The organism is Microbacterium mangrovi (genome assembly GCF_000802305.1).
Lineage (GTDB): Bacteria > Actinomycetota > Actinomycetes > Actinomycetales > Microbacteriaceae > Microbacterium > Microbacterium mangrovi.
This window is the reverse complement of sequence record NZ_JTDK01000017.1, coordinates 1-20,562: the sequence shown is the minus strand read 5'-3', so window position 1 is coordinate 20,562 and position 20,562 is coordinate 1. Positions and strand designations below refer to the sequence as shown.

Annotated in this window: 21 protein-coding genes and 1 tRNA gene; 16 read left to right on the top strand and 6 right to left on the bottom strand. The window is 69.7% G+C overall.

Annotated features, from left to right (window positions below; all coding sequences use genetic code 11):
- Positions 1-43 precede the first annotated feature (43 nt).
- On the top strand, positions 44-865 hold the full coding sequence (locus LK09_RS16720) for a phosphatase PAP2 family protein (RefSeq protein ID WP_039402144.1): 822 nt from the start codon (positions 44-46) through the stop codon (positions 863-865).
- A gap of 166 nt (positions 866-1,031) precedes the next feature.
- Here the strand turns inward: LK09_RS16720 and LK09_RS16715 are convergent.
- A tRNA-Leu gene (locus tag LK09_RS16715) sits at positions 1,032-1,115 on the bottom strand.
- 197 nt (positions 1,116-1,312) lie between these two features.
- Here LK09_RS16715 and LK09_RS21830 point away from each other — a divergent pair.
- The 7 genes from LK09_RS21830 to pknB all read left to right on the top strand — a co-directional run bounded on the left by LK09_RS21830 (position 1,313) and on the right by pknB (position 10,279).
- Positions 1,313-2,128, top strand: a complete 816-nt coding sequence (locus LK09_RS21830; RefSeq protein ID WP_197061086.1) for an FhaA domain-containing protein — start codon at positions 1,313-1,315, stop codon at positions 2,126-2,128.
- A complete protein-coding gene (locus LK09_RS16705) occupies positions 2,125-2,679 on the top strand; it encodes an FHA domain-containing protein FhaB/FipA (protein WP_039402141.1) in 555 nt (184 codons plus the stop codon). The genes LK09_RS21830 and LK09_RS16705 overlap by 4 nt, the downstream gene beginning before the upstream one ends.
- 13 nt (positions 2,680-2,692) lie before the next feature.
- Complete coding sequence (locus tag LK09_RS16700) at positions 2,693-3,988, top strand: PP2C family protein-serine/threonine phosphatase (protein WP_039402137.1); 1,296 nt, start codon at positions 2,693-2,695, stop codon at positions 3,986-3,988.
- Positions 3,989-4,056: 68 nt separating this feature from the next.
- Positions 4,057-5,379 carry an FtsW/RodA/SpoVE family cell cycle protein gene (locus LK09_RS16695; RefSeq protein WP_082008357.1) on the top strand — a complete coding sequence of 441 codons (1,323 nt, stop codon included), beginning with the start codon at positions 4,057-4,059 and terminating at the stop codon, positions 5,377-5,379.
- Positions 5,376-6,830: a peptidoglycan D,D-transpeptidase FtsI family protein gene (locus LK09_RS16690; RefSeq protein ID WP_039402131.1), complete on the top strand. Its 1,455-nt coding sequence runs from the start codon at positions 5,376-5,378 to the stop codon at positions 6,828-6,830. The genes LK09_RS16695 and LK09_RS16690 overlap by 4 nt, the downstream gene beginning before the upstream one ends.
- On the top strand, positions 6,827-8,536 hold the full coding sequence (locus tag LK09_RS16685; RefSeq protein ID WP_039402129.1) for a serine/threonine-protein kinase: 1,710 nt from the start codon (positions 6,827-6,829) through the stop codon (positions 8,534-8,536). Before LK09_RS16690 ends, LK09_RS16685 begins: the two co-directional genes overlap by 4 nt.
- Before the next feature lie 51 nt (positions 8,537-8,587).
- Positions 8,588-10,279 (top strand): Stk1 family PASTA domain-containing Ser/Thr kinase, encoded by a 1,692-nt coding sequence (pknB, locus tag LK09_RS16680; RefSeq protein WP_039402127.1) that lies wholly within the window; start codon positions 8,588-8,590, stop codon positions 10,277-10,279.
- A 5-nt stretch (positions 10,280-10,284) separates the two neighbouring features.
- Here pknB and LK09_RS21825 read toward each other — a convergent pair whose 3' ends face one another.
- A complete protein-coding gene (locus tag LK09_RS21825; protein ID WP_039402124.1) occupies positions 10,285-10,440 on the bottom strand; it encodes a hypothetical protein in 156 nt (51 codons plus the stop codon).
- 2 nt (positions 10,441-10,442) lie between these two features.
- Complete coding sequence (locus LK09_RS16670) at positions 10,443-11,147, bottom strand: class E sortase (RefSeq protein ID WP_052226922.1); 705 nt, start codon at positions 11,145-11,147, stop codon at positions 10,443-10,445.
- Positions 11,148-11,294: 147 nt separating this feature from the next.
- Here LK09_RS16670 and LK09_RS16665 point away from each other — a divergent pair, with 147 nt between their 5' ends.
- Entirely contained in the window at positions 11,295-11,531 is a 237-nt protein-coding gene (locus LK09_RS16665) for a cell division protein CrgA (protein WP_039402121.1), read from the top strand.
- A 125-nt stretch (positions 11,532-11,656) separates the two neighbouring features.
- Here LK09_RS16665 and LK09_RS16660 read toward each other — a convergent pair whose 3' ends face one another.
- Together LK09_RS16660 and LK09_RS16655 are read right to left on the bottom strand one after the other, a co-directional pair.
- The gene (locus LK09_RS16660) at positions 11,657-12,559 is read right to left on the bottom strand and encodes a rhomboid family intramembrane serine protease (RefSeq protein ID WP_039402119.1); all 903 of its coding nucleotides are present in this window, start codon (positions 12,557-12,559) and stop codon (positions 11,657-11,659) included.
- 58 nt (positions 12,560-12,617) lie between these two features.
- On the bottom strand, positions 12,618-13,175 hold the full coding sequence (locus LK09_RS16655; RefSeq protein ID WP_039402116.1) for a peptidylprolyl isomerase: 558 nt from the start codon (positions 13,173-13,175) through the stop codon (positions 12,618-12,620).
- A gap of 108 nt (positions 13,176-13,283) precedes the next feature.
- Here LK09_RS16655 and LK09_RS16650 point away from each other — a divergent pair, with 108 nt between their 5' ends.
- The 7 genes from LK09_RS16650 (at position 13,284) to LK09_RS16620 (ending at position 20,017) form a co-directional block, all read left to right on the top strand.
- Positions 13,284-13,790, top strand: coding sequence for a hypothetical protein (locus LK09_RS16650; RefSeq protein WP_039402114.1), 507 nt, complete (start codon positions 13,284-13,286; stop codon positions 13,788-13,790).
- Complete coding sequence (locus LK09_RS16645; RefSeq protein ID WP_052226921.1) at positions 13,783-14,265, top strand: aminoacyl-tRNA deacylase; 483 nt, start codon at positions 13,783-13,785, stop codon at positions 14,263-14,265. The genes LK09_RS16650 and LK09_RS16645 overlap by 8 nt, the downstream gene beginning before the upstream one ends.
- Before the next feature lie 96 nt (positions 14,266-14,361).
- Positions 14,362-14,955 (top strand): hypothetical protein, encoded by a 594-nt coding sequence (locus LK09_RS16640; RefSeq protein WP_039402112.1) that lies wholly within the window; start codon positions 14,362-14,364, stop codon positions 14,953-14,955.
- Positions 14,952-15,146: a DUF6186 family protein gene (locus tag LK09_RS16635; RefSeq protein ID WP_039402109.1), complete on the top strand. Its 195-nt coding sequence runs from the start codon at positions 14,952-14,954 to the stop codon at positions 15,144-15,146. The genes LK09_RS16640 and LK09_RS16635 overlap by 4 nt, the downstream gene beginning before the upstream one ends.
- Positions 15,147-15,207: 61 nt before the next feature.
- Positions 15,208-16,416 carry a glycosyltransferase family 4 protein gene (locus LK09_RS16630; RefSeq protein ID WP_052226920.1) on the top strand — a complete coding sequence of 403 codons (1,209 nt, stop codon included), beginning with the start codon at positions 15,208-15,210 and terminating at the stop codon, positions 16,414-16,416.
- A gap of 194 nt (positions 16,417-16,610) precedes the next feature.
- Positions 16,611-18,929, top strand: coding sequence for a 5-methyltetrahydropteroyltriglutamate--homocysteine S-methyltransferase (metE, locus tag LK09_RS16625; protein WP_231563117.1), 2,319 nt, complete (start codon positions 16,611-16,613; stop codon positions 18,927-18,929).
- A gap of 113 nt (positions 18,930-19,042) precedes the next feature.
- Positions 19,043-20,017, top strand: coding sequence for an adenosine deaminase (locus LK09_RS16620; RefSeq protein WP_039402104.1), 975 nt, complete (start codon positions 19,043-19,045; stop codon positions 20,015-20,017).
- Here LK09_RS16620 and LK09_RS16615 read toward each other — a convergent pair.
- Positions 19,998-20,366 carry a GntR family transcriptional regulator gene (locus LK09_RS16615; protein WP_039402101.1) on the bottom strand — a complete coding sequence of 123 codons (369 nt, stop codon included), beginning with the start codon at positions 20,364-20,366 and terminating at the stop codon, positions 19,998-20,000. The two genes, LK09_RS16620 and LK09_RS16615, sit on opposite strands and share 20 nt — an antisense overlap.
- Positions 20,367-20,562 lie beyond the last annotated feature (196 nt).

The window sequence follows — 20,562 nt, the reverse complement described above, 5'->3', positions numbered from 1 at the left end:
GGTTCGTCGCGGGCTCACATGTTCGGGATGACACGATTGAGGGGTGACTGCGCGACCCCGGGCAAGACCCTTCCTCCTGGCCGCTCTCGTGCTCGCCGTCGCGTTCGTGGCGACCTATCTGCTGTTCGTGCGCACCTACGTGGGGCAGATCGTCGACGAACGCGCGTTCATCGGCGCGTCCGACCAGCACGCGTTCGTGCACCGGCTCTCCGGCGCGATCCTCGGCAATGCCGCGTTCCTCGCGATCGGCGGCGGCGTGCTGCTCACCGTGCTGATCGGCGGGGTCACCCGGCGACCGAAGCACATCGTCGTCGCCCTCGCCTCGGGGGTGATCGCCGTGATCATCGCCGAGCTGTCCAAGTACGTCTTCCTCAGCCGCGCCGTGACCGGCGCGACGGACATCTTCAACAACTCGTTCCCGTCCGGGCACGCCACGGTCGCCGCGGCCGCGGGCTTCGCCGTTTTCCTCGTGTCAAAGCCTCGCTGGCGACCGCTGGCGGCGGTCCTCGGCGGCGGATTCGCGATGCTCGTCGGCATCCTCGCCGTGATCAGCCAGTGGCACCGGCCGAGCGACGTCGTGGCCGCCTTCATGCTGGTCGGCGTGTGCGGAAGCCTGGGCGGGGCGGTGCTCGTCGCCTGGCGGGTCCCCGCGGCGATGCCCCCGGCGGGTCCGCTGCGGCCGCTGTGGTGGATCGCGGGGATCAGCGCGGCGATCTCGCTCGTCTGCTTCGTGCTCATCTATCTGACCGTGCAGGATCACGGCCGCCACCTGCAGATCGCCTACCTCGGCGGCGGCACCGCCATCCTCGCCCTCGGCAGCGGACTCGCCGCCGCCGGCAACCGGCTCTTCTGCCGCCTGTCCTGACCGCCCCGTCGCCCGGCTCGCCCCACCGAGAGTTGTTCCGCTGTCCTGGATCGCACCGTTCGCCGTCATTCAGGACAGCGGAACACCGGCCGCGGGGGGCGGGGCGAGCGCTCGGCCCGGGAACGACGAAGGCCCCCGGGGTGTCCCGGGGGCCTTCGATCTGCGGTGCGCGAGGGGGGAGTTGAACCCCCACGCCCTTTCGGGCACTGGCACCTGAAGCCAGCGCGTCTGCCTATTCCGCCACTCGCGCGTGAATCCGGCTGCTGCCGAACTCAACCCGCCGAGCGTATCACGGCCACCTTCGTCCCGGCGAATCGACCCGGTCCCGCCCCGGAATCCACCGGTCGCCGACCAGAATCCTCCCGTCGCGCGCACATCCGGGTATCAGCGGTCCTCCAAGGGTTGCCATTAGCATGTAGCGAAATATCAGCCTGCCTGAGGAGCCTCGTGGGACTACTGGACAGCTTCGAGAAGGGTCTCGAGCGCGCCGTCAACGGCGCGTTCGCGCGCACCTTCCGCAGCGGCATTCAGCCCGTCGAGATCGCCTCCGCCCTGCGCAGCGAGCTCGACAAGAAGGCCGCTGTGGTCAGCCGTGACCGCATCCTCGTGCCGAACACCTTCACGGTGTACCTCTCGCCCGCCGACGACGAGAAGATGGCGGCGCTGGGCACCGCCCTCAACAGCGAGCTGCTGCAGGTGATCGACAAGCACGCCAAGGCGCAGCACTACTCGTTCGCCGGCGCCGTCTCGGTGACGCTCACCCGAGACGAGCAGCTCGCCACCGGAACCCTCCGGGTCGAGTCCAACACGATGCAGAACCGCGTCACGTGGCAGGGCTTCGTCGAGATCGGCGGCACGCGGCATCCGCTGCACAAGAGCCGCACGGTCATCGGCCGCGGATCGGATGCCGACATCACCATCGCCGACACCGGCACGAGCCGCAAGCACGTCGAGGTGCTCTGGGACGGCGAGCGCGCCATGGTGCGCGACCTCGGCTCCACCAACGGCACCCAGCTGAACGGCCGGCGCATCGACGAGGCGCAGCTGCTGCCGGATGCCACCTTCCGGATCGGCCGCACCGACATCACGTTCCGTGTGCTTCCGCAGGCCGAGCCGGCTCCGCGCGCGCCGCGGCCGCCCGCCGAGCCCCCGACGACCAAGCTCCCTCCGCAGGCGCCGGGCCGGACGCCGGGCATCCCGCCGCGTCCGACCATGTCGGCGGAGGATGCCGGGCGGCTGTACGACCACGGGGGGACGCTGTGAGCGAGCTCACCCTGCTCCTCCTCCAGATCGGCTTCCTCGTGCTGATGTGGTTCTTCGTGTTCGCCGTCGTGTATTCACTGCGCTCCGACCTGTTCGGGGTGAAGGTGCGAAAGCTCGACCCGACCACCGCCACCCCGCCCGGGGGCAGCCCGGTGGCGGCATTCCAGGCATCCGGAACCACCGCGCCGGCGGCTCCGGTCCGCGCCCCGGCGCCCGCCGCCGCGAAATCCGAGCCGGCCGGCGGCCGGGCCACCACCGCAGCGGTGTCGCGCATCGTGATCACGTCGGGCCCGAAGGCGGGCCTCGAACTCCCGCTCGGCACGGAGCCGCTCACCATCGGCCGCTCCAGCGAGTCGGGGCTCGTCATCCGCGACGACTACACCTCGAGCCATCACGCACGTCTGGTGCTGTGGGGCGAGCAGTGGATGATCCAGGACCTCGACTCGACCAACGGCACCTGGCACGACGGCGTGCGGGTCTCGGCACCGACGCCGATCACGATCGGTGCCCCCATCAAGGTGGGCGCGACGACGTTCGAGCTTCGGAAGTAGCGCTCGAACGCCGATGACGTTCCAAGGATCCGCCGCTGCGCTCTCCCACACCGGGAAAGTGCGCTCGAACAATCAGGACTCCGGCTATGCCGGGTCCAACCTGTTCGTGGTCGCCGACGGCATGGGCGGCCATGCCGGCGGGGACGTGGCATCCAGCCTCGCGATCGCCGAACTCCAGCCGCTCGATCGCACGTACGAGAACACGGCGGATGCCGAACGCACCCTGCGCGGAGCGGTGTCGGATGCCGCCGAGTCGCTGATCGACACGGTGCACCTGCGGCCGGAGCTTGCCGGCATGGGCACCACGGTGAGCGCGATCATCATGGTCGACGACTACGCCGTGATCGCGCACATCGGCGACTCGCGCATCTACCTGTTCCGCGACGACGCGCTCACCCAGATCACCACCGACCACACCTTCGTGCAGCGGCTCGTGGACTCGGGTCGCATCACCCCCGAGGAAGCCCGGTACCACCCGCGGCGCTCGGTGCTGATGCGCGTGCTCGGCGACATGGATCCGAACCCCGAGCTCGACACCTTCATCATGCCGACGCAGCCCGGCGATCGCTGGCTGCTGTGCTCGGACGGCCTCTCGGGCGTGGTCGACGATCCGCACACCGCCAAGGCGATGGCCGCCGGCCTCGCACCGGGTCGCACCGCCGACGTGCTGCTGAAGCAGGCGCTGGATGCCGGCGCCCCCGACAACGTGACGATCGTCATCGTGGACGTCGGCGGTCAGCATCCGCTGCAGTCGGGCACCCCGACGATCGTGGGTGCGGCGTCCACCCCGAAGGGCATCGAGGTGCCCGCCGCGCGCCCCGGGCGCACGTCGTGGCTGCATCCGGCCCGCCAGGCCGCCAACGAGCCGTCGCACTTCGAGCCGGCCGCGGAGTTCCTCGAGGAGCTCATCGAGGAGGACCGCCGCCGCGCGCGCCGACGGCGGATCGGCTGGTTCATCGGCCTGGTGCTCGTGCTCGGGCTCATCGCCGCCGGGCTCTTCGGCGCATACAAGTGGACGCAGACGCGCTACTTCGTCGGAGCCGACGGCGCGACCGTCGCGATCTTCCAGGGCATCCCGCCGAGCCTCGGCAGCATCGCGCTGTCGCAGGTGTACGAAGACACCGGGGTGCGGCTGGACTCGCTCAGCGAGTTCGACCGGCAGACCGTCGAGGGCACGATCCCGGCCGACTCCCTGGCCCAGGCGCAGGAGATCGTCGCACGCCTGAACGACCGCGACGGCCACACGCCGTCGCCGTCGCCGAGCGGATCGCCGAGCCCCACATCGACCACGGCAGGAGGGCACGGGTGACCGCCGCCACCGAACCCGAGCAGCTGCAGACCGACACCGCGGTGCTGCGCGCGCTGCGCAAGATCCGGATGCCGCAGAAGCAGCGCAACCGCGAGCTGTCGCTGCTGCTGTTCGCATTCGTGATCGTCACCGGCGCCGTCATGCTGGTGCAGCTGGGCGCGGTCGGCAGGATCGACGGCAAGTTCCTCTCCTACGTGGGCGCGTTCTTCGCGCTCGTCCTGGTGCTCCACGTCGTGCTGCGCCTGCGGGCGCGGGATGCCGACCCCTTCGTCGTGCCGATCGCGACGCTGCTCACCGGCATCGGGATCGCCGAGATCTACCGGCTCGACGAGCACTGGGCACGCACCGGCTGGGGATCGGTGGCGATCCGGCAGCTGGCCTGGGCGGGCATCGCGCTGGTGCTGACGATCCTGCTCGTCTATCTGCTGCGCAACTACCGGGTGCTGTTCCGCTACACCTACATCTTCGGCCTCGCCGGCATCCTGCTGCTCCTGCTGCCGGCGATCCCCGGTCTGTCGACGCCGGGCGCGAACGCCGCCGTGTGGGTGACCATCCCCGGCATCGGAACATTCCAGCCGGGTGAGATCGCCAAGCTCTGCCTGGCGGTCTTCTTCGCCGGGTACCTGGTGCGCACCCGCGAGAGCCTCACGACCACCGGCCACCGGTTCCTCGGGATCACCTGGCCGCGCCTGCGCGAACTCGGCCCGGTGCTCGTGTTCTGGATCGCCTCGCTCGGCATCATCGTGCTGCAGCACGACCTCGGCACGGGCCTGCTCATCTTCGGCATGTTCATCGCGATGCTGTACGTCGCCACCGGCAAGACCAGCTGGGCGCTCATCGGCGTCATCCTGCTCGCCGTCGGCGGGTACGCGGCATCCCGCGTGCTGCCGTACGTGAACGCGCGCTTCCAGAACTGGCTCGACCCGTTCAACCCCGACACGGTCAACGGCTCCAGCTTCCAGCTGGTGCAGGGCCTGTTCGGGATGAGCCAGGGCGGCCTGATCGGCACCGGCCTCGGGCAGGGACGCCCGTGGCTCACTCCGGTGGCCGAGAGCGACTACATCTTCGCGAGCCTCGGCGAGGAGCTGGGCCTCATCGGCCTGTTCGCGCTGCTCGCGCTGTACATGGTGTTCGCGAGCCGCGGCATCCGCATCGGCCTCGCCGGGCAGGACGACTTCGGAAAACTGCTTGCGACCGGGCTTTCCTTCACTGTCGCCCTGCAGGTGTTCATCATGGTCGGCGGCGTCACCCGGGTGATTCCGCTCACCGGCCTCACGACGCCGTTCCTCGCCGCGGGTGGTTCCTCGCTCATCGCCAACTGGCTGATCGTGGGTCTGCTGCTGCGCATCTCGGATGCCGTGCGCAGCCGGCCCCGGGTGGTGATCGGATGACCCGCGAGCTGAAGCGGCTGAGCATCATCATGCTCGCCATGTTCCTGGCGCTGTTCGGTGCGGTGAGCGTCATCCAGGTGGTGCAGGCGAACGCGCTCAGTCAGAACGCGAACAACCGGCGCGCCCTGTACGACTCGTACGAGGTGCAGCGCGGATCGATCATCGCGTCGGGTTCGGCGATCGCGTCGTCGGTCGCGTCGAAGGATGTCTACAGCTGGCAGCGCGTATACACCGACCCGAAGATGTGGGCTCCGGTGACGGGCTACATCAACCCGGCACTCGGATCGGCGACCGCCATCGAGCAGGCGATGAACCAGGCGCTGTCGGGCACCGGCGGGTCGCAGTTCCTCACCCACGTCGAGCAGATCCTCTCCGGCAAGCCCGCGCGCGGGTCGAACGTCGTGCTGACCCTCGACAGCAAGGTGCAGAAGGCCGCCTATGACGCGCTGGGCAGCCTGCAGGGAGCGGTCATCGCGATCGAGCCGAAGACCGGCCGCGTGCTCGCCATGGTGACGAGCCCGAGCTACGACACGAACGGTCTCGCGACCCACGACACCAAGGCCGCGAACACCTACTACGAGCAGCTCGTGAAGGACCCGACGAACCCGCTCTACAACCGGGCGATCGCGGGCGACCTGAACCCGCCGGGCTCGACGTTCAAGCTCGTCGTCGCCTCGGCGGCGCTGTCGACCGGCCAGTACACGCCGCAGTCGCGGCTCCCGAACCCGTCGTCGTACGTGCTCCCGCAGACGACGACCACCATCCACAACGACACGCACGGAACCTGCGGCCCCGGCGCCACGGTGACCATCGCCGACGCGCTGCGGCTCAGCTGCAACATCCCGATGGCGGAGCTCGCCGTGAAGCTCGGCGACGACACCATCCGCGCCGAGGCCGAGAAGTACGGCTTCAACAACTCGTTCCAGATGCCGCTCAAGTCGACCCCCTCGGTCTACCCGCAGGGACTGGATGCCCCGCAGACGGCCCTCACCGGCTTCGGCCAGGGCCAGGTGCTCGCCACCCCGCTGCAGATGGCGATGGTGTCGGCCGGGATCGCGAACGGCGGCGTGGTGATGAACCCCCGCATGGTCGACCAGGTGATCGGCGCCGACCTCTCCGTGCAGCAGACCTACGGCAACACGGAGTTCGGCCGCGCGCTGGATGCCGCAAACGATGCCGAAATGGTGCAGATGATGGTCGACAACGTCAAAAACGGCATCGCGACAAATGCAAGAATTGACGGAGTGGATGTGGGCGGCAAGACCGGCACCGCGCAGAACGGTGACAAGCCGTACACGCTGTGGTTCACGGGCTTCGCCCCCGCAGAAGATCCGCAGGTAGCAGTGGCCGTCGTCGTAGAGAATGGCGGCGGTCAAGGACAGTCGGGCACAGGCAACACCATCGCCGCCCCGATTGCGAGAAAGGTCATTGAGGCGGTGCTTAACAAATGAGGCCCACACAGGGTGTGACCTTCGGCGGCCGCTATGAGCTCGAGTCGCGGATCGCGATCGGCGGCATGGGTGAGGTCTGGGAAGCCACGGACCACGTCATCGGACGCACCGTCGCCATCAAGATCCTCAAAGACGAGTACATGGGCGATCCCGGATTCCTCGAGCGCTTCCGCGCGGAGGCCCGGCACGCCGCCCTCGTCAACCACGAGGGCATCGCCAGCGTCTTCGACTACGGCGAGGAGAACGGGTCCGCGTTCCTCGTGATGGAGCTCGTCCCCGGCGAGGCCCTGTCGACGATCCTCGAGCGCGAGAACACGCTGTCCAGCGACAAGACGCTCGACGTCGTCGCGCAGACCGCTGCCGCCCTGCAGGCCGCCCACGCCGCCGGCCTCGTTCACCGCGACATCAAGCCCGGAAACCTCCTCATCACGCCCGACGGGCGCGTGAAGATCACCGACTTCGGCATCGCCCGCATCGCCGACCAGGTACCGCTGACGGCGACCGGTCAGGTCATGGGCACCGTTCAGTACCTCTCGCCCGAGCAGGCCTCCGGTCATCCGGCATCCCCGGCGACCGACATCTACTCGCTCGGCATCGTCGCGTACGAGTGCCTGGCCGGCAAGCGTCCGTTCGGCGGCGAGTCGCAGGTCGCGATCGCGATGGCGCAGATCAACGACACCCCGCCGCCGCTGCCGCCCACGGTGGCCGAGCCGGTGCAGAACCTCGTCATGGCGATGATCGCCAAGAAGCCCGAGGAGCGTCCGGCATCCGCCGCCGCCGTCAGCCGTGCGGCCACCGCACTGCGCCGCGGCGACATCGCCGGTGCGGGCGCCGCGGTTCCGGCGATCGTCGCCGGCATCGGTGCGGCCGAGGCGGCGACCATGCTGCTGAACACCGACACCGCGGGCGCCACGGCGATGCTGCCGACCACCGAGCCGCTCGTGCCGGCGGCCGAAGAGAAGCAGAAGAAGAAGCGCAGCCCGTGGACGTGGCCGCTGATCGCCCTCATCATCCTGCTGATCCTCGTGCTCGGCGGAACCCTGTGGGCGCTGCTCAGCGGAAACCACGACGCTCCGGCGGCATCCCCGTCGACGCACTCCGCGACGCCGACGCCCACGAAGACCCCGGTCGACGTGTCGGCGCTGGGCCTGGTCGGAATGCCGTGCGACCAGGCGATGACCACCGCCTCCACCGCGGGCCTGAACCCGACCAAGGTCGCCGGCGACCCGGCATCATCGTCGTCGAAGGTGGGCACCGTGCAGAGCACCGACCCGTCGGGCGGAAACGTCGCGCAGGGCAAGGGCATCACGATCCGCTGCTACGGCGACCAGACGGCGCTCGGCGCCCCCGACGCGCCGACGATCATCGGCGACGGCGAGGGCGGCGGCGTGGTGGCCGGCGGCAACGCGCAGATCAAGGACCTCCAGTACACGTGCCCGGCCGGCACCGGCAACGTCACCGGCTACACCGTCAAGGTGACGATGGGCGGCCAGACGCAGTCCCTCTCGGTCTCGCCCGGCTCCACGGCGCAGGTGCAGGTTCCCGAGGGCACCACCGGTCAGATCAAGGCGTCGTACACCGCGACCTGCACCGGCGACAGCGGTGGCCGGACGACCCCGTCGTCGGCGGCGTCGCAGGCCGTGATCTCGCCGGCACCGGTCATCCCGACCCAGACGCCCGAGCCCTCGCTCTCGCCCACTCCCTGAGTCCGTCAAGGCCGGTCGGATAGGCTGGCCCCCGCACCAGAGGGAGTATCTGTGACCGATCAACCGCGCGTTCTTGCCGGACGCTACCGCGTCGACGCGCTCATCGGGCACGGGGGAATGGCCGAGGTCTACCGCGGCCGCGACCTGACGCTGGGGCGCGACGTGGCGATCAAGATCCTCAATCGCGAACTCGCTCAGGACGGAACCTTCCGCACGCGCTTCCGCATGGAGGCGCAGGCCGCGTCCCGGATGTCGCACCCGACGATCGTGCGCGTGTACGACGCCGGCGAAGACACCGACTCGTCCGGCGATCGGCCCCGCCAGATCCCGTACATCGTCATGGAGCTGGTGCACGGCACCCTGCTGAAGGACATCATCGCCCGCGGACCCGTGCCCGTCGACGAGGCGATCCGCTACACCGACGGCATCCTGGAGGCCCTCGAGTACTCGCACCGGGCCGGAGTCGTGCACCGCGACATCAAGCCCGGCAACGTCATGGTGACCGGCGACGGCCAGATCAAGGTGATGGACTTCGGCATCGCGCGCGCGGTGTCCGACTCCTCGTCGACCGTGGCCGAGACGACGCAGATCATCGGAACGGCCGCCTATTTCTCGCCCGAGCAGGCCAAGGGCGAGTCCGTCGACGGGCGCACCGACCTCTATTCGACCGGTGTCGTGCTCTACGAGCTGCTCACCGGCCGCCAGCCGTTCCGCGGCGAGAGCCCGGTGGCCGTCGCGTATCAGCATGTCAGCGAAGCACCCGAGCCGCCGTCGGAGGTCATCGACACGATTCCGGCCGGCGTCGACGCGGTCGTGCTGCGCGCGCTCGCGAAAGACCCGTTTCAGCGGTTCTCCGATGCGGCCGCTTTCCGCGAGGCGCTGGATGCCGCGGCATCCGGAGCCGCCACGGCGAAGAAGCACGCGGCCGTCGGAGCCGCCGCGCTCTACGGGCCCGACCCGCAGGCCGCGGCCGACACCGCGCGGACGCTGCGCCAGCTGAGCGACGACACCACGATGAGCCGCACCCAGTCGGGTCCGCCGGCGGCGTGGATCTGGGCGGGTGTGGCGCTCCTGGCGGTGCTGCTGATCTCGGTCTTCATCTGGGTGCTGTCGATGCGCGCCGGCGACGGCGTCCCGGGCGGCGCCCGGCTGGTGCCGGACGTCTCCGGTCTGGCGTACGACAATGCGGCGAACAAGCTCACCGGCGAAGACCTCGTGCCGACGCGCGTCGACGAGCCGAGCGACACGGTCGCCAAGGGCACCGTCGTCGAGACGGATCCGGGTGCCGGAGTGTCGGTCGCCAAGGGCCAGGAGATCAAGGTGTTCGTCTCGAGCGGGCCGGATGCCACCACCGTTCCCAAGCTCGAAGGTCTCAGTCAGCAGGACGCGACCACGGCGCTCGAGGATGCCGGGCTGACGCTCGGCGCCGTGCGTCAGCAGGACGACCCGAACACCGCGCAGGGAATCGTGCTGTCTGCCGACCAGCAGCAGGGAACCGCGGTGCCCAAGGGCACGTCCGTCGACCTCGTGATCGCGACCGGCACCGTCACGGTCGTTGACCTGACCGCGGGCTACACGCTCGACGACGCCGTCGCGGCACTCAAGTCGCTCGGACTCACCGCGACCGTACAAGACGACCCGAGCTGCGCCAAGACCGACCCGCGCTCGGTGAACTCGCAGTCGGCGGGTCCGGGCGAGGTGCCGATCCACTCGACGGTAACGCTCGTCAGCTGCTCGGGCTGACGCCCTCAGCCCACGGTCGCATCCTGCGGGTCGACGATCGGGCTGAGCCAGGGGAACACCCAGAAGAACAGGCCGTACAGCACGACCGCGACGGCGACGACGAGAATGAGCACGCGCACCCACCACGGCCCGGGAAGGATGCGCCACAGCGCTGCGTACACGGTCAGCTCCTCACCGGGTCGAGGGATGCCGGCGCTCCGGCGGAACGCGGCGTGAACGATTCGAACACGCTGTACGCGACGATCCGCTCGGTCTTGAAGTACATCGGGGAGCAGCTGGTCATCGTCAGGTACCGTCCGTTCGCGGCGACGCCGGTCTGCTGCGGCACGGGGTCGGTGACGTCGTAGGCATCCGGCTTGACGTACTCCAACGTGCGGAAGCGGTACGTGTACCAGCCCGCCTTCGTCTCGATGACGATCGCGTCGCCGACGTGCAGGGTGGCGATCTTGTTGAACGGCTTGCCGAACGTCGTGCGGTGCGCGGCCACGGCCATGTTGCCGAGCTGACCGGGCATCGGGGTGCCGTCGTAGTGTCCGATCCCGATCGGATCGAGCGTCGCGGCGCGCGTGGTGCCCCCGGCCAGCGGCACGTCGTAGTCGGCTCCGAAGCGCGGGACGTGCATCGTCGCGAAGATCTGCGCGTTCGCCGGCTGCGGCAGGGCGGGCGGGGATGCCGTTGCCCCCGGGTGCCCGGCGGTGCCCGGCGACGCGGTCGGCGTCGGGCCGCCGGCCTCGGCCGCCCACCGCTGCGAGAGCCGGGCGCCGGCGGCATCCTTCTGGGCGGCCCCGATCCAATCGCCGATCCACAGCTGCCACGCCACGAACAGAAGCACGAGCACGCCGAGGGTGAGGAGGATCTCGCCGAGCACGGTCGCGACCGACGTCCGGCGGCGCGGTTTCGGGCCGCCACCGGCGCGCGCCGCCGGGCGGCTTCTCGGTCACAGCGCGAGTCTACCCAGCGTGCTCCACGCTCCTCCGGGGTGAACGAGCGAGCCCGGCCGCTTACACTGGTCTGCATGGCACGATCTGGAAAGGCTGACGACAGCCTCGTCGAGCGCGAAGGCGACGCCGCGCCCAACCCGGTGTGGTTCAAGCCGATCATGGTCGGTCTCATGCTGGTCGGACTCGCATGGGTGCTCGTCTTCTACCTGAGCGGTTCGGCGTTCCCCATCCCGGGGATCGGCGCATGGAACCTGGTGATCGGATTCGGGATCGCCTTCGTCGGCTTCCTGATGACCACCCGCTGGCGCTGAGGCATCCACACCCCGGAATTACACCTGTGTAATTCTTTCCCCAGCTGGGGATAGAGATGTGGATAACTCTCCACCGGCCTGTGGAAACCGCCCGGCGAACTGTGGAACGGGGTGGGGACAACCCCTCACCGTACGAGCACCAGGTTCGTCACGACCACCACGGCGCACAGCGCCGCGAACAGCGCGACGAGCAACCACACCTGCAGCGCACGGCGGCGCGGCGAGCGCGTGCGGGCGAAGATGAGCCCCGCGACGGCGCCGGTGATGAGGCCGCCGACGTGCGCCTGCCACGCGATGTTCGTTCCGGGCAGGAACGTGAAGACCAGGTTGATGCCGATCACCACGGCGATGCCGCCGATCGGGGCGCCGATGTGCCGGCCGATGATGAGCAGCGCGCCGAACAGCCCGAAGATGGCCCCGGACGCACCCACGACGGGCTGCAGCGGCGAAGAGAACGCGACGACGGCGGCCGAGGCGCCGAAGCCGCTCAGCAGGTACAGCGTCACGAAGCGCCAGCGACCGAGCAGGGGCTCGAGGCTCTGACCGATCATCCACAGCGCGAGCATGTTGAAGCCGACGTGGAGGATGCTCTCGTGCACGAACAGCACGGTCAGCATCCGCCAGGGCTGGAACGGCGCGCCCGAGACGGGCATCACGTAGACGCCGGCGAGTTGGAGCCACGCTGCCACGGGAGAGCCCGGGATCAACTGGGTCAGGTACACGACGACCGTGATCGCGATGATCGTGTAGGTCGCCAGCGGACGGGTGTCGTACGCCGTCGCGGTGCGGCGGCGGGGCACCCAGGTGCGGGCGGAGCGCGCGGAACCCGCACGCGCCGCCCGCTGGGAGGCTGCGGCATCCTTGCCGTGCTGCGCCATGCACTCCGGGCAGATCACTCCCACCGGGGCGGGGGTCTGGCACTCGGCGCAGATGGTGCGCAGGCACCGCTGACAGAGCACGAAGCTCTGCCGGTCGGGATGCCGGTAGCAGTAGTTTTCGCGGTTGCGGGTGAACTCGGCCGACGTCATGAAACGACTGACGTCAGGAACGGACGGCGGTCACGATGCTCACCCACGCGGCAGTGCCTCAGGCCGCGACGATGTCGATCGACTCGATGACCACCGGCTCGACGGGACGGTCGGCGGCACCGGTCGGGACGGCGCTGATCGCGTCGACGACCTGGCGCGACGCGTCGTCGGCGACCTCGCCGAAGATCGTGTGCTTGCCCTGCAGCCACGGGGTCGGGTCGGTGGTGATGAAGAACTGAGAGCCGTTCGTGCCCTCGGCCTGGCCGGTGATCGCGTTGCGACGAAGGCCCGCGTTGGCCATGGCCAGCAGGTAGGGCTTCGCGAACGTCAGCTCGGGGTGGATCTCGTCGTTGAACGTGTAGCCCGGGCCGCCGGTGCCGACGCCGAGCGGGTCGCCGCCCTGGATCATGAAGCCCGGGATGATGCGGTGGAAGACCACGTTGCGGTAGAGGGGGCCTTCGCCGGGCTTGCCGGTGGCCGGGTCGGTCCACTCTCCGGTGCCGTCGGCGAGACCGGTGAAGTTCTGCACGGTGCGGGGTGCGTGGTCGCCGAAGAGGTTGACGACGATGTCGCCGTGATTCGTGTGGAGAGTCGCCACAGCGGTAGGAGTTGCCATGCGTACATTCTTTCAGAGTTCCTGGCAAGGGCCTCGGAAAGGCCGTGCCCGTGCCGGTATGGTCTGGCAAGATGAGAGGAATCCATCCGAGGAGAAGGAGGGGTCCACGTGAGCCTCACCCGTAAGCGCAAGAAGGAGCTCAAGCAGCTCCAGGACCAGGCGAACAAGCTCTGGTCGGCTCAGCAGGGCCTGATGAGCGAGGCCACGGTCGTGGCCAAGGAGGCCGGGCGTCAGCTCGGAAACTACAACCGCGAACACGTTCAGCCGCGTATTCAGGCGAACTACTCGAAGTATGCGGCCCCCTACGTCGACAAGGGCGTGGAGGCGTCGCAGCGCGTCATCAACGGCCGCGTGATCCCGGCAGCGGGCGCGGTCGTGGGCTCTGCTCTCTCGGTGTGGGATGCCGCCAATGAGCGTCGCGGCAGCATCAACTCCGGCCGCGGCGTCGTGGCAGCCCCGGTCGAGCCCAAGAAGGGCATCGGCGCCGGCGGCGTCATCGCCCTGCTCCTGGGCATCGGCGCAGCGATCGGAGTGATCTACGCCGCGTGGCAGACGCTGCGCGCCGACGACGAGCTCTGGGTCGCCGACGACCCGCTGCGCGCGCCGGATGCCTGATCAGGCCGATCCCACCGCGCGTGTCCGGCAGGCGGCATCCGTCCGCGACCTGCCGATCGAGATCCGTGAGCGCCCCGCCGCCTCCAGCCTGGCTGAGGCGGCGGGGCTGCTCGGTCTCGAGCCGCGCGACATCGTCAAGACGCTCGTCGTCAAGCGCAGCGACGACACCTATCTGTTCGCGCTGATCCCCGGCGATCGTGCGATCGCCTGGCCGAAGCTGCGCGCCCTCGTCGGCGTCAACAAGCTCCAGCTGCCCTCACCCGAGCACGCCCTGGCGGCGACCGGATACGAACGCGGCACGATCGTGCCGATCGGCAGCACCACGGACTGGCCGGTGTACGCCGACTCCGACATCGCCGGCCGCCGCATCGCCATGGGCGCCGGCGCGCACGGCTACAGCCTCTTCGTCGATGCCGACGACCTCATCGCGGCGTACGGCGCCACGGTGGCCGACATCTCGCAGCCGGTGAACTGAGGCGAGTTGTCCACAGGTCTGTGGATAACTTCTGAGAACGGTGCCGGGACCGCCCCGCGCCCGCGACGCCCCGCGTAGAGTGCGGTCTGAGGCACCATGAGCACAGACGAGCGGAGCGAAGGGCGCAGGGTCCTGCGCGCTCAGCTCACCGTGGGTCAGCTGAGCTGGATCACGATCCTCGTGCTCATCGGGCTCGTCCAGGTGATCCGTGCGCAGCCGTTCGACGCCCTGTTCTTCGCCACGGCGGTCCTCGTGACGACGATGGATGCCACCGGCATCCTGACCGCGGCGACGCAGCCGCGGCGGGTCTCGGCGCGCGTGCTCGTGGTCGTGGGGGCGGTGGCGGCCACCGCACTGGCGGCGCTCCCGCGGCATGGACCCGCGATGGTGACCCTGATGCTGCTGCTCGGCGCGGCCGTGCTGCTGCTCGCCTGGCCCGGTTCCGCGGAGCGGATGCCATGGTCTCGCGGCATCCGGTCCTTGGCGTGGTGCTGGGGGATCATCCTGGTGATCGGATGCCTCTGGGAGCTGTTCGCGTTCATCCTGAGCCTCGTCGATCCCCGGGCACCGGCTCCCGCCCTGAGCGATCTGCTCGATCCGATGCTCGGCAACCGGCTCGGTCAGGCCGTGTTCGCCGGCCTGTGGGTGCTGCTGGGCATCTGGCTCGTGCGACGGGTGGGGCGCCGATGATCAGCATCCTGTACTTCGGCGGCTGCGCCCTCGCCCTGATCGGCGCCTCTGCGATCGTGCGCCACGATCACCCCGAGGCGACCGTGACCGCGCTCTTCGACATCCTGATGGCCGACCGCGTCATTCGTCTCGCGATCCTTGCGTGCTGGTGGTGGCTGGGATGGCATTTCCTGGCCGGGCAGACCATCTGAAATCGGCGGGATCCGGCGCCGTGGTTGTGAGGATCGGCCGTTCGTCGGGTTGACTTGGGTCATGGCATCCCCTCGCCGCATCGTGCTCGTGCTGGACTACTCCCCGGATTACCTCGGGGGCGCCCAGACCGCGTTCGCATCGCAGGTCGAGCTGCTCGCGCAGAGCGGTCACGTCGTGCTGGCCGTGACGCCGCCGAGCCGCGCGTTCGCCGAGCACTGCGCTACGGTCGGCGCGGAGCATCTCGAGGTGGCGGCGCCGTTCATGCTTCCGGCGCTGCAGCTGCCGTACATCCGCAACACGCGGCGTCTGCGCCGGCGCCTCGGCGACCTCTTCGCGCGGTGGCGTCCGGATGCCGTGCACGTGCACTCCGAGTTCGGCCTGTGCGTCGCCGGCGTCGAGGCCGCGCAGCGCGCCGGGGTGCCGGTCGTGCACACCGTGCACACCGTGTTCTGGCAGGCTCCCGGCGCGGCCGGGCGGCTGATGGCCACCGGCATCCGCACCGGGTACCGCCTCGTCACCGGTCGGCGCAATCCGCCGCGATCCCACGGCGGACGCCCCGCCGACGATGCCCTGCGCGGCATGACCACGACGGTGGCGCGCCTCGCGGACGTCGTCGTCTCCCCGTCCGCACACCAGGGAGACGTCCTGCGGTCGCACGGCGTGGCCGACGTGCAGGTGATTCCCAACAGCGTCGCCGACATCCGGGCCACGCCGCTGCCCGATCAGCCGCCCCTGCGTCTGCTGTGGGCGGCGCGGTGCGAGCCTGAGAAGCGCCTGCTGGAGTTCCTCGATGCCGTGGCGATCGCGCAGCACCAGCTCGGCCCGGGCCGGCTCGAGGTCGAGGTCGCCGGGGAGGGGAGTCTCCTCCCGGCGGCGCAGAAGAAGGGCGTGCCGGGGACGACCTTCCTGGGGCGCATCCCGCACGAACAGGTCGGCGAGCTGCTGAGCCGCAGCCATCTGCTGGCGGTCACCTCGCACGGGTTCGACAACCAGCCCATGACCATCGTGGAGGCCATCGGCGCAGGGCGCGGGGTGCTCGTGTGCGACCCGCGTCTGCGCGAAGGGCTGAGCCGGGCGGGATTCCTCTGCGGACCCGAGCCCGAGCCGATGGCGGCCGCGATCGTGCAGCTCGCCGAGAAGCCCGAGACGGTGCGCGAACTGTGCGCCGCAGCCGGATTCGAGACCGAGTTCTCGCCGGCGGCGTTCGTGCGCCGGCTGGATGAGGCGTATGACGCCGCGGCATCCCACGCCCGAGAAACGACCCCGTGAGCCGCACTTTCTGAGCGTGTGCGCACCGGGGTGTCCCGTCGCCGTTCCACGTGAAACATGACGATGTGTGTCATCGCTGCTCGACCATCGTCCCGGGGTTTCCCTATCGTGCTGTGAAACCCCAAGCGACAGCCGAGCCCGGCATCCGCTCGACCCAACCGGCCTGGTCCAGGCCGCTGATCGAAGGAGCCGTGGTGACTGTTTCCGTGCACCCCTCTGTCCCGTTCCCGTCCGCGACGATCCTCGGGTTCCCGCGCATCGGGCCCGACCGCGAGCTCAAGAAGGCCGTCGAGGCGTTCTGGGGCGGAACCCTCACAGAGTCCGAGCTGGAGTCGCGCAGCCGGGAACTGCGCGCCCAGACGCGCGCGCGCCTCGTCGAGCTCGGTCTCGGCCGTGACGACGCGTCGATCCCGGAGTCGTTCTCGTTCTACGACCAGGTGCTGGACGCGGCCGCCACGTTCGGTGCCGTGCCGAGCCGTTTCGCCGACGTGGATGCCGCCACCCTCGGCGGCTACTTCACGCTGGCACGGGGTCGCGCAGCGGATGCCCCGCTCGAGATGACCAAGTGGTTCAACACGAACTACCACAACCTGGTGCCGGAGCTCGGGCCCGAGACCTCCTTCACCCTCGCCTCGCGCCGGATCGTCGAGCAGTTCGCCGAGGCCGTGCGCGACGGCTACCTGACCCGTCCTGTGATCGTGGGACCGGTGACGTTCCTGCTCCTGAGCAAGGCGGCGGCCGACGCGCCCGACGGCTTCGCGCCGCTCGATCTGCTGGATATTCTGCTTCCGGCATACGTCGAACTCCTCGCCGAGCTGAAGGCCGCCGGGGCGTCGTGGGTTCAGCTCGACGAGCCCGGACTCGTCTCCGAGAACCTTGGTGTCGAGGAGCAGACCGTCCTCGACGCGACCCGACGTGCGTACGCGGTGCTGGGCGGCGCCGACGAGCGGCCGAGCATCCTCGTGACCTCACCGTATGGCAGCCTCGGCGAGGCCCTGCCGGTGCTGCTGGACGCCCCGGTCGAGGCCGTGCACGTCGACCTCCTGTCCGAGGCGCCCGACAGCATCCCCGCCACCGAGAAGACGCTCGTCGCCGGCGTCGTGGGCGGGCGCAACATCTGGCGCACCGATCTGGCCGCCGCACTCGACACGCTGCAGGCGCTGACCGCTGTCGCCGCGCGGGTGAGCGTCGCGACCTCGACCTCGCTGCAGCACCTGCCGTACAGCCTCGCCCGCGAAGAGAAGCTTGACCCGCAGCTGCGCTCCTGGCTCGCCTTCGCCGACGAGAAGGTCGGGGAGGTCGGGGTGCTCGCCGACGGCCTGGCGAACGGACGCGCTGCGGTGCAGGACGAACTGGATGCCGCCTCCGCCGCACGGCGCGACCGCGCCACCGCGCCGGGCGTCGCCGACGGGGAGGTCCGTGCCCGGGCCGCAGCCCTGGTCGCCGCGGATGCGGCCCGCACGCCCTACGCGACGCGCCTGGCCGCACAGCAGGAGGCGCTCGACCTGCCCGCGCTGCCGACGACGACCATCGGTTCGTTCCCGCAGACCGGCGGCATCCGCTCCGCTCGCGCCGGCTTCGCGCGCGGACGTATCACCGAAGCGGAATATGTTCGTGCGATGCAGGACGAGATCCGTGACGTGATCGCGCTGCAGGAGGAGATCGGGCTCGACGTGCTGGTGCACGGCGAGCCAGAACGCAACGACATGGTGCAGTACTTCGCCGAAAACCTCGACGGCTTCGCGGTCACCGAGCACGGCTGGGTGCAGTCGTACGGGTCCCGCTGCACGCGCCCGTCGATCCTCTGGGGCGACGTCGCCCGGCCCGCGGCGATCACCGTGCCGTGGTCGCAGTTCGCCCAGTCCCTCACGGACAAGCCCGTCAAGGGCATGCTCACCGGCCCCGTGACCATCCTGGCGTGGTCGTTCGTGCGCGACGACCAGCCGCTCGGCGACACCGCGGTGCAGGTCGCCCTGGCGATCCGCGACGAGATCGCCGACCTCGAGGCGGCCGGCATCGGGATCGTGCAGGTCGACGAGCCCGCACTGCGCGAGCTCCTGCCGCTCAAGCGCACCGAGCACGACGCATACCTGGAGTGGTCGGTCGGATCGTTCCGTCTCGCCACCGCCGGTGCGGCGGATGCCACGCAGGTGCACACCCACCTCTGCTACTCGGAGTTCGGCGAGGTCATCGGGGCGATCGACGCGCTGGATGCCGACGTCACCTCGATCGAGGCGGCGCGGTCGGCGATGGATGTCGTCACAGACATCAGGTCCGTGCGGTTCGGCCGCGGCATCGGCCCCGGCGTCTACGACATCCACTCGCCGCGCGTGCCGTCCACGGACGAGGTCGTCGGCCTCATCGAGTCCGCTCTCGACGGCATCCCGGCGCGGCAGCTGTGGATCAACCCCGACTGCGGTCTCAAGACCCGCGGCGTCACCGAGGTGACCGAGTCGCTCACGGCGATGCTGGCCGCGACCCGGCAGGCCCGCGAGGCACTCGCGACCGTCTGATCCGGTACCGTTCGGCGGAGGGCTTCTGCGCACGCCGGTCCCGACTCGGTCGGGATCGGCGTGTCGCGGTCGCCGTCCGGACCGGCGCGATGAGAGTGTTCGCAGGAGGCACGATGACCCGCCCGTTCTGCGAGCTGCACCTGCACATCGAGGGGACGCTCGAACCGGCGACGATTTTCGAGCTCGCCGCGCGTCAGGGGATGTCCCTGCCCTATGCCGACCCGGGCGAGCTCGCCGCGCGATATCGCTTCTCCGATCTGCAGTCGTTCCTCGACCTGTACTACGAGAACATGGCGGTGCTGCGCGACGAGGATGCCTTCACCCTGATGACCTGGGCCTACCTCCAACGGGCGCACCGCGCCGGCGTGGCACACGTCGAGCTGTTCGTCGATCCACAGGCACATTCCGTTCGCGGCATATCCGAGCAGACCGTGCTCCGCGGCATCCAGCGCGCTCTCGACCGGGGTGCGTCCGAACTGGGGATCACAAGCGGCATCATCGTGTGCGTGCTCCGCGATCAGCCGGTGGCCTCCGCGCACGCGATGCTGGATGCCGTGCTGGGGGCGGACATCCCGGTGCTCGGCATGGGCATGGATTCGGCGGAGGTCGGATACCCGCCGTCGCTATTCGCCGGGGTGTTCGACGAAGCCCGCGCGGCCGGACTCCACGTGGTCGCCCACGCCGGCGAGGAGGGCCCGCCCTCGTACGTCTGGGAGGCTCTGGACGTTCTCGGCGCTGAGCGCATCGACCATGGCATCCGCTCGCTGGACGACGCTGCGCTCGTGGCGCGACTGGTGCGCGATCGCATCCCGCTGACGGTGTGCCCGCTGTCGAACGTCGCGCTCAAGGTGAGCCCGAGTGTCGCTGCGGTGCCGATCCGCCGGATGCTGGATGCCGGCCTGTGCATCACGATCAACTCCGACGACCCCGCGTACTTCGGCGGCTACCTCGACGACAATCTCGCCGCCATCGAGTCCGCGCACGGCCTCACGGCGGCCGAACTCGACACGCTCTGCCGCAACTCGATCGAGGCGTCCTTCGTCACCGAGGAGCGCCGGATCGGACTGTTCACGCGCCTCGGGCGCTGATGCGCTGCAGGTACCCGACGGCGGCGTCCGCGTCGTAGCCGCGCGCCGCCATCCCGGCGAGGAACTGGCTGGCGAGACGCGCAGCGTCCTCGTCGACGACCTGCACCTGTCCCGGTGCCACCGTCGTGCCGTTGCGGCCGCTGGTGACGACGAGTCCGGCCGCCTCAAGCTCGCGATACGTGCGGGCCACGGTGTTGGCAGCGAGTCCCAGGTCTTCGGCGAGCCGCCGGACGGGCGGCAGCTTCGCGCCCTCCGCGAGCTGCCCCGACTCGATCTGCCCGGTCAGCTGCGCGCGCAGCTGTTCGAACGGCGGGGCGGAGGACTCGGGATCGATGGTGAGCGGCCTCATCCCGCCAGCATAGGAGGGGCAACGAAAAAGCGACGATCCGGTGGACCGCCGCTGTGTGACTGTGGAGCCTAGGATGTCTGGTTTCAGGACATAGGTCTCTCGTGATCGGTCCCTGGTGAGTCGGGTCATAGGTCACAGTCGGTGACGTGTCGAAGAACCGGGTCATCGTATTGAAGGTCGTCGCGGGCGAGTTGAC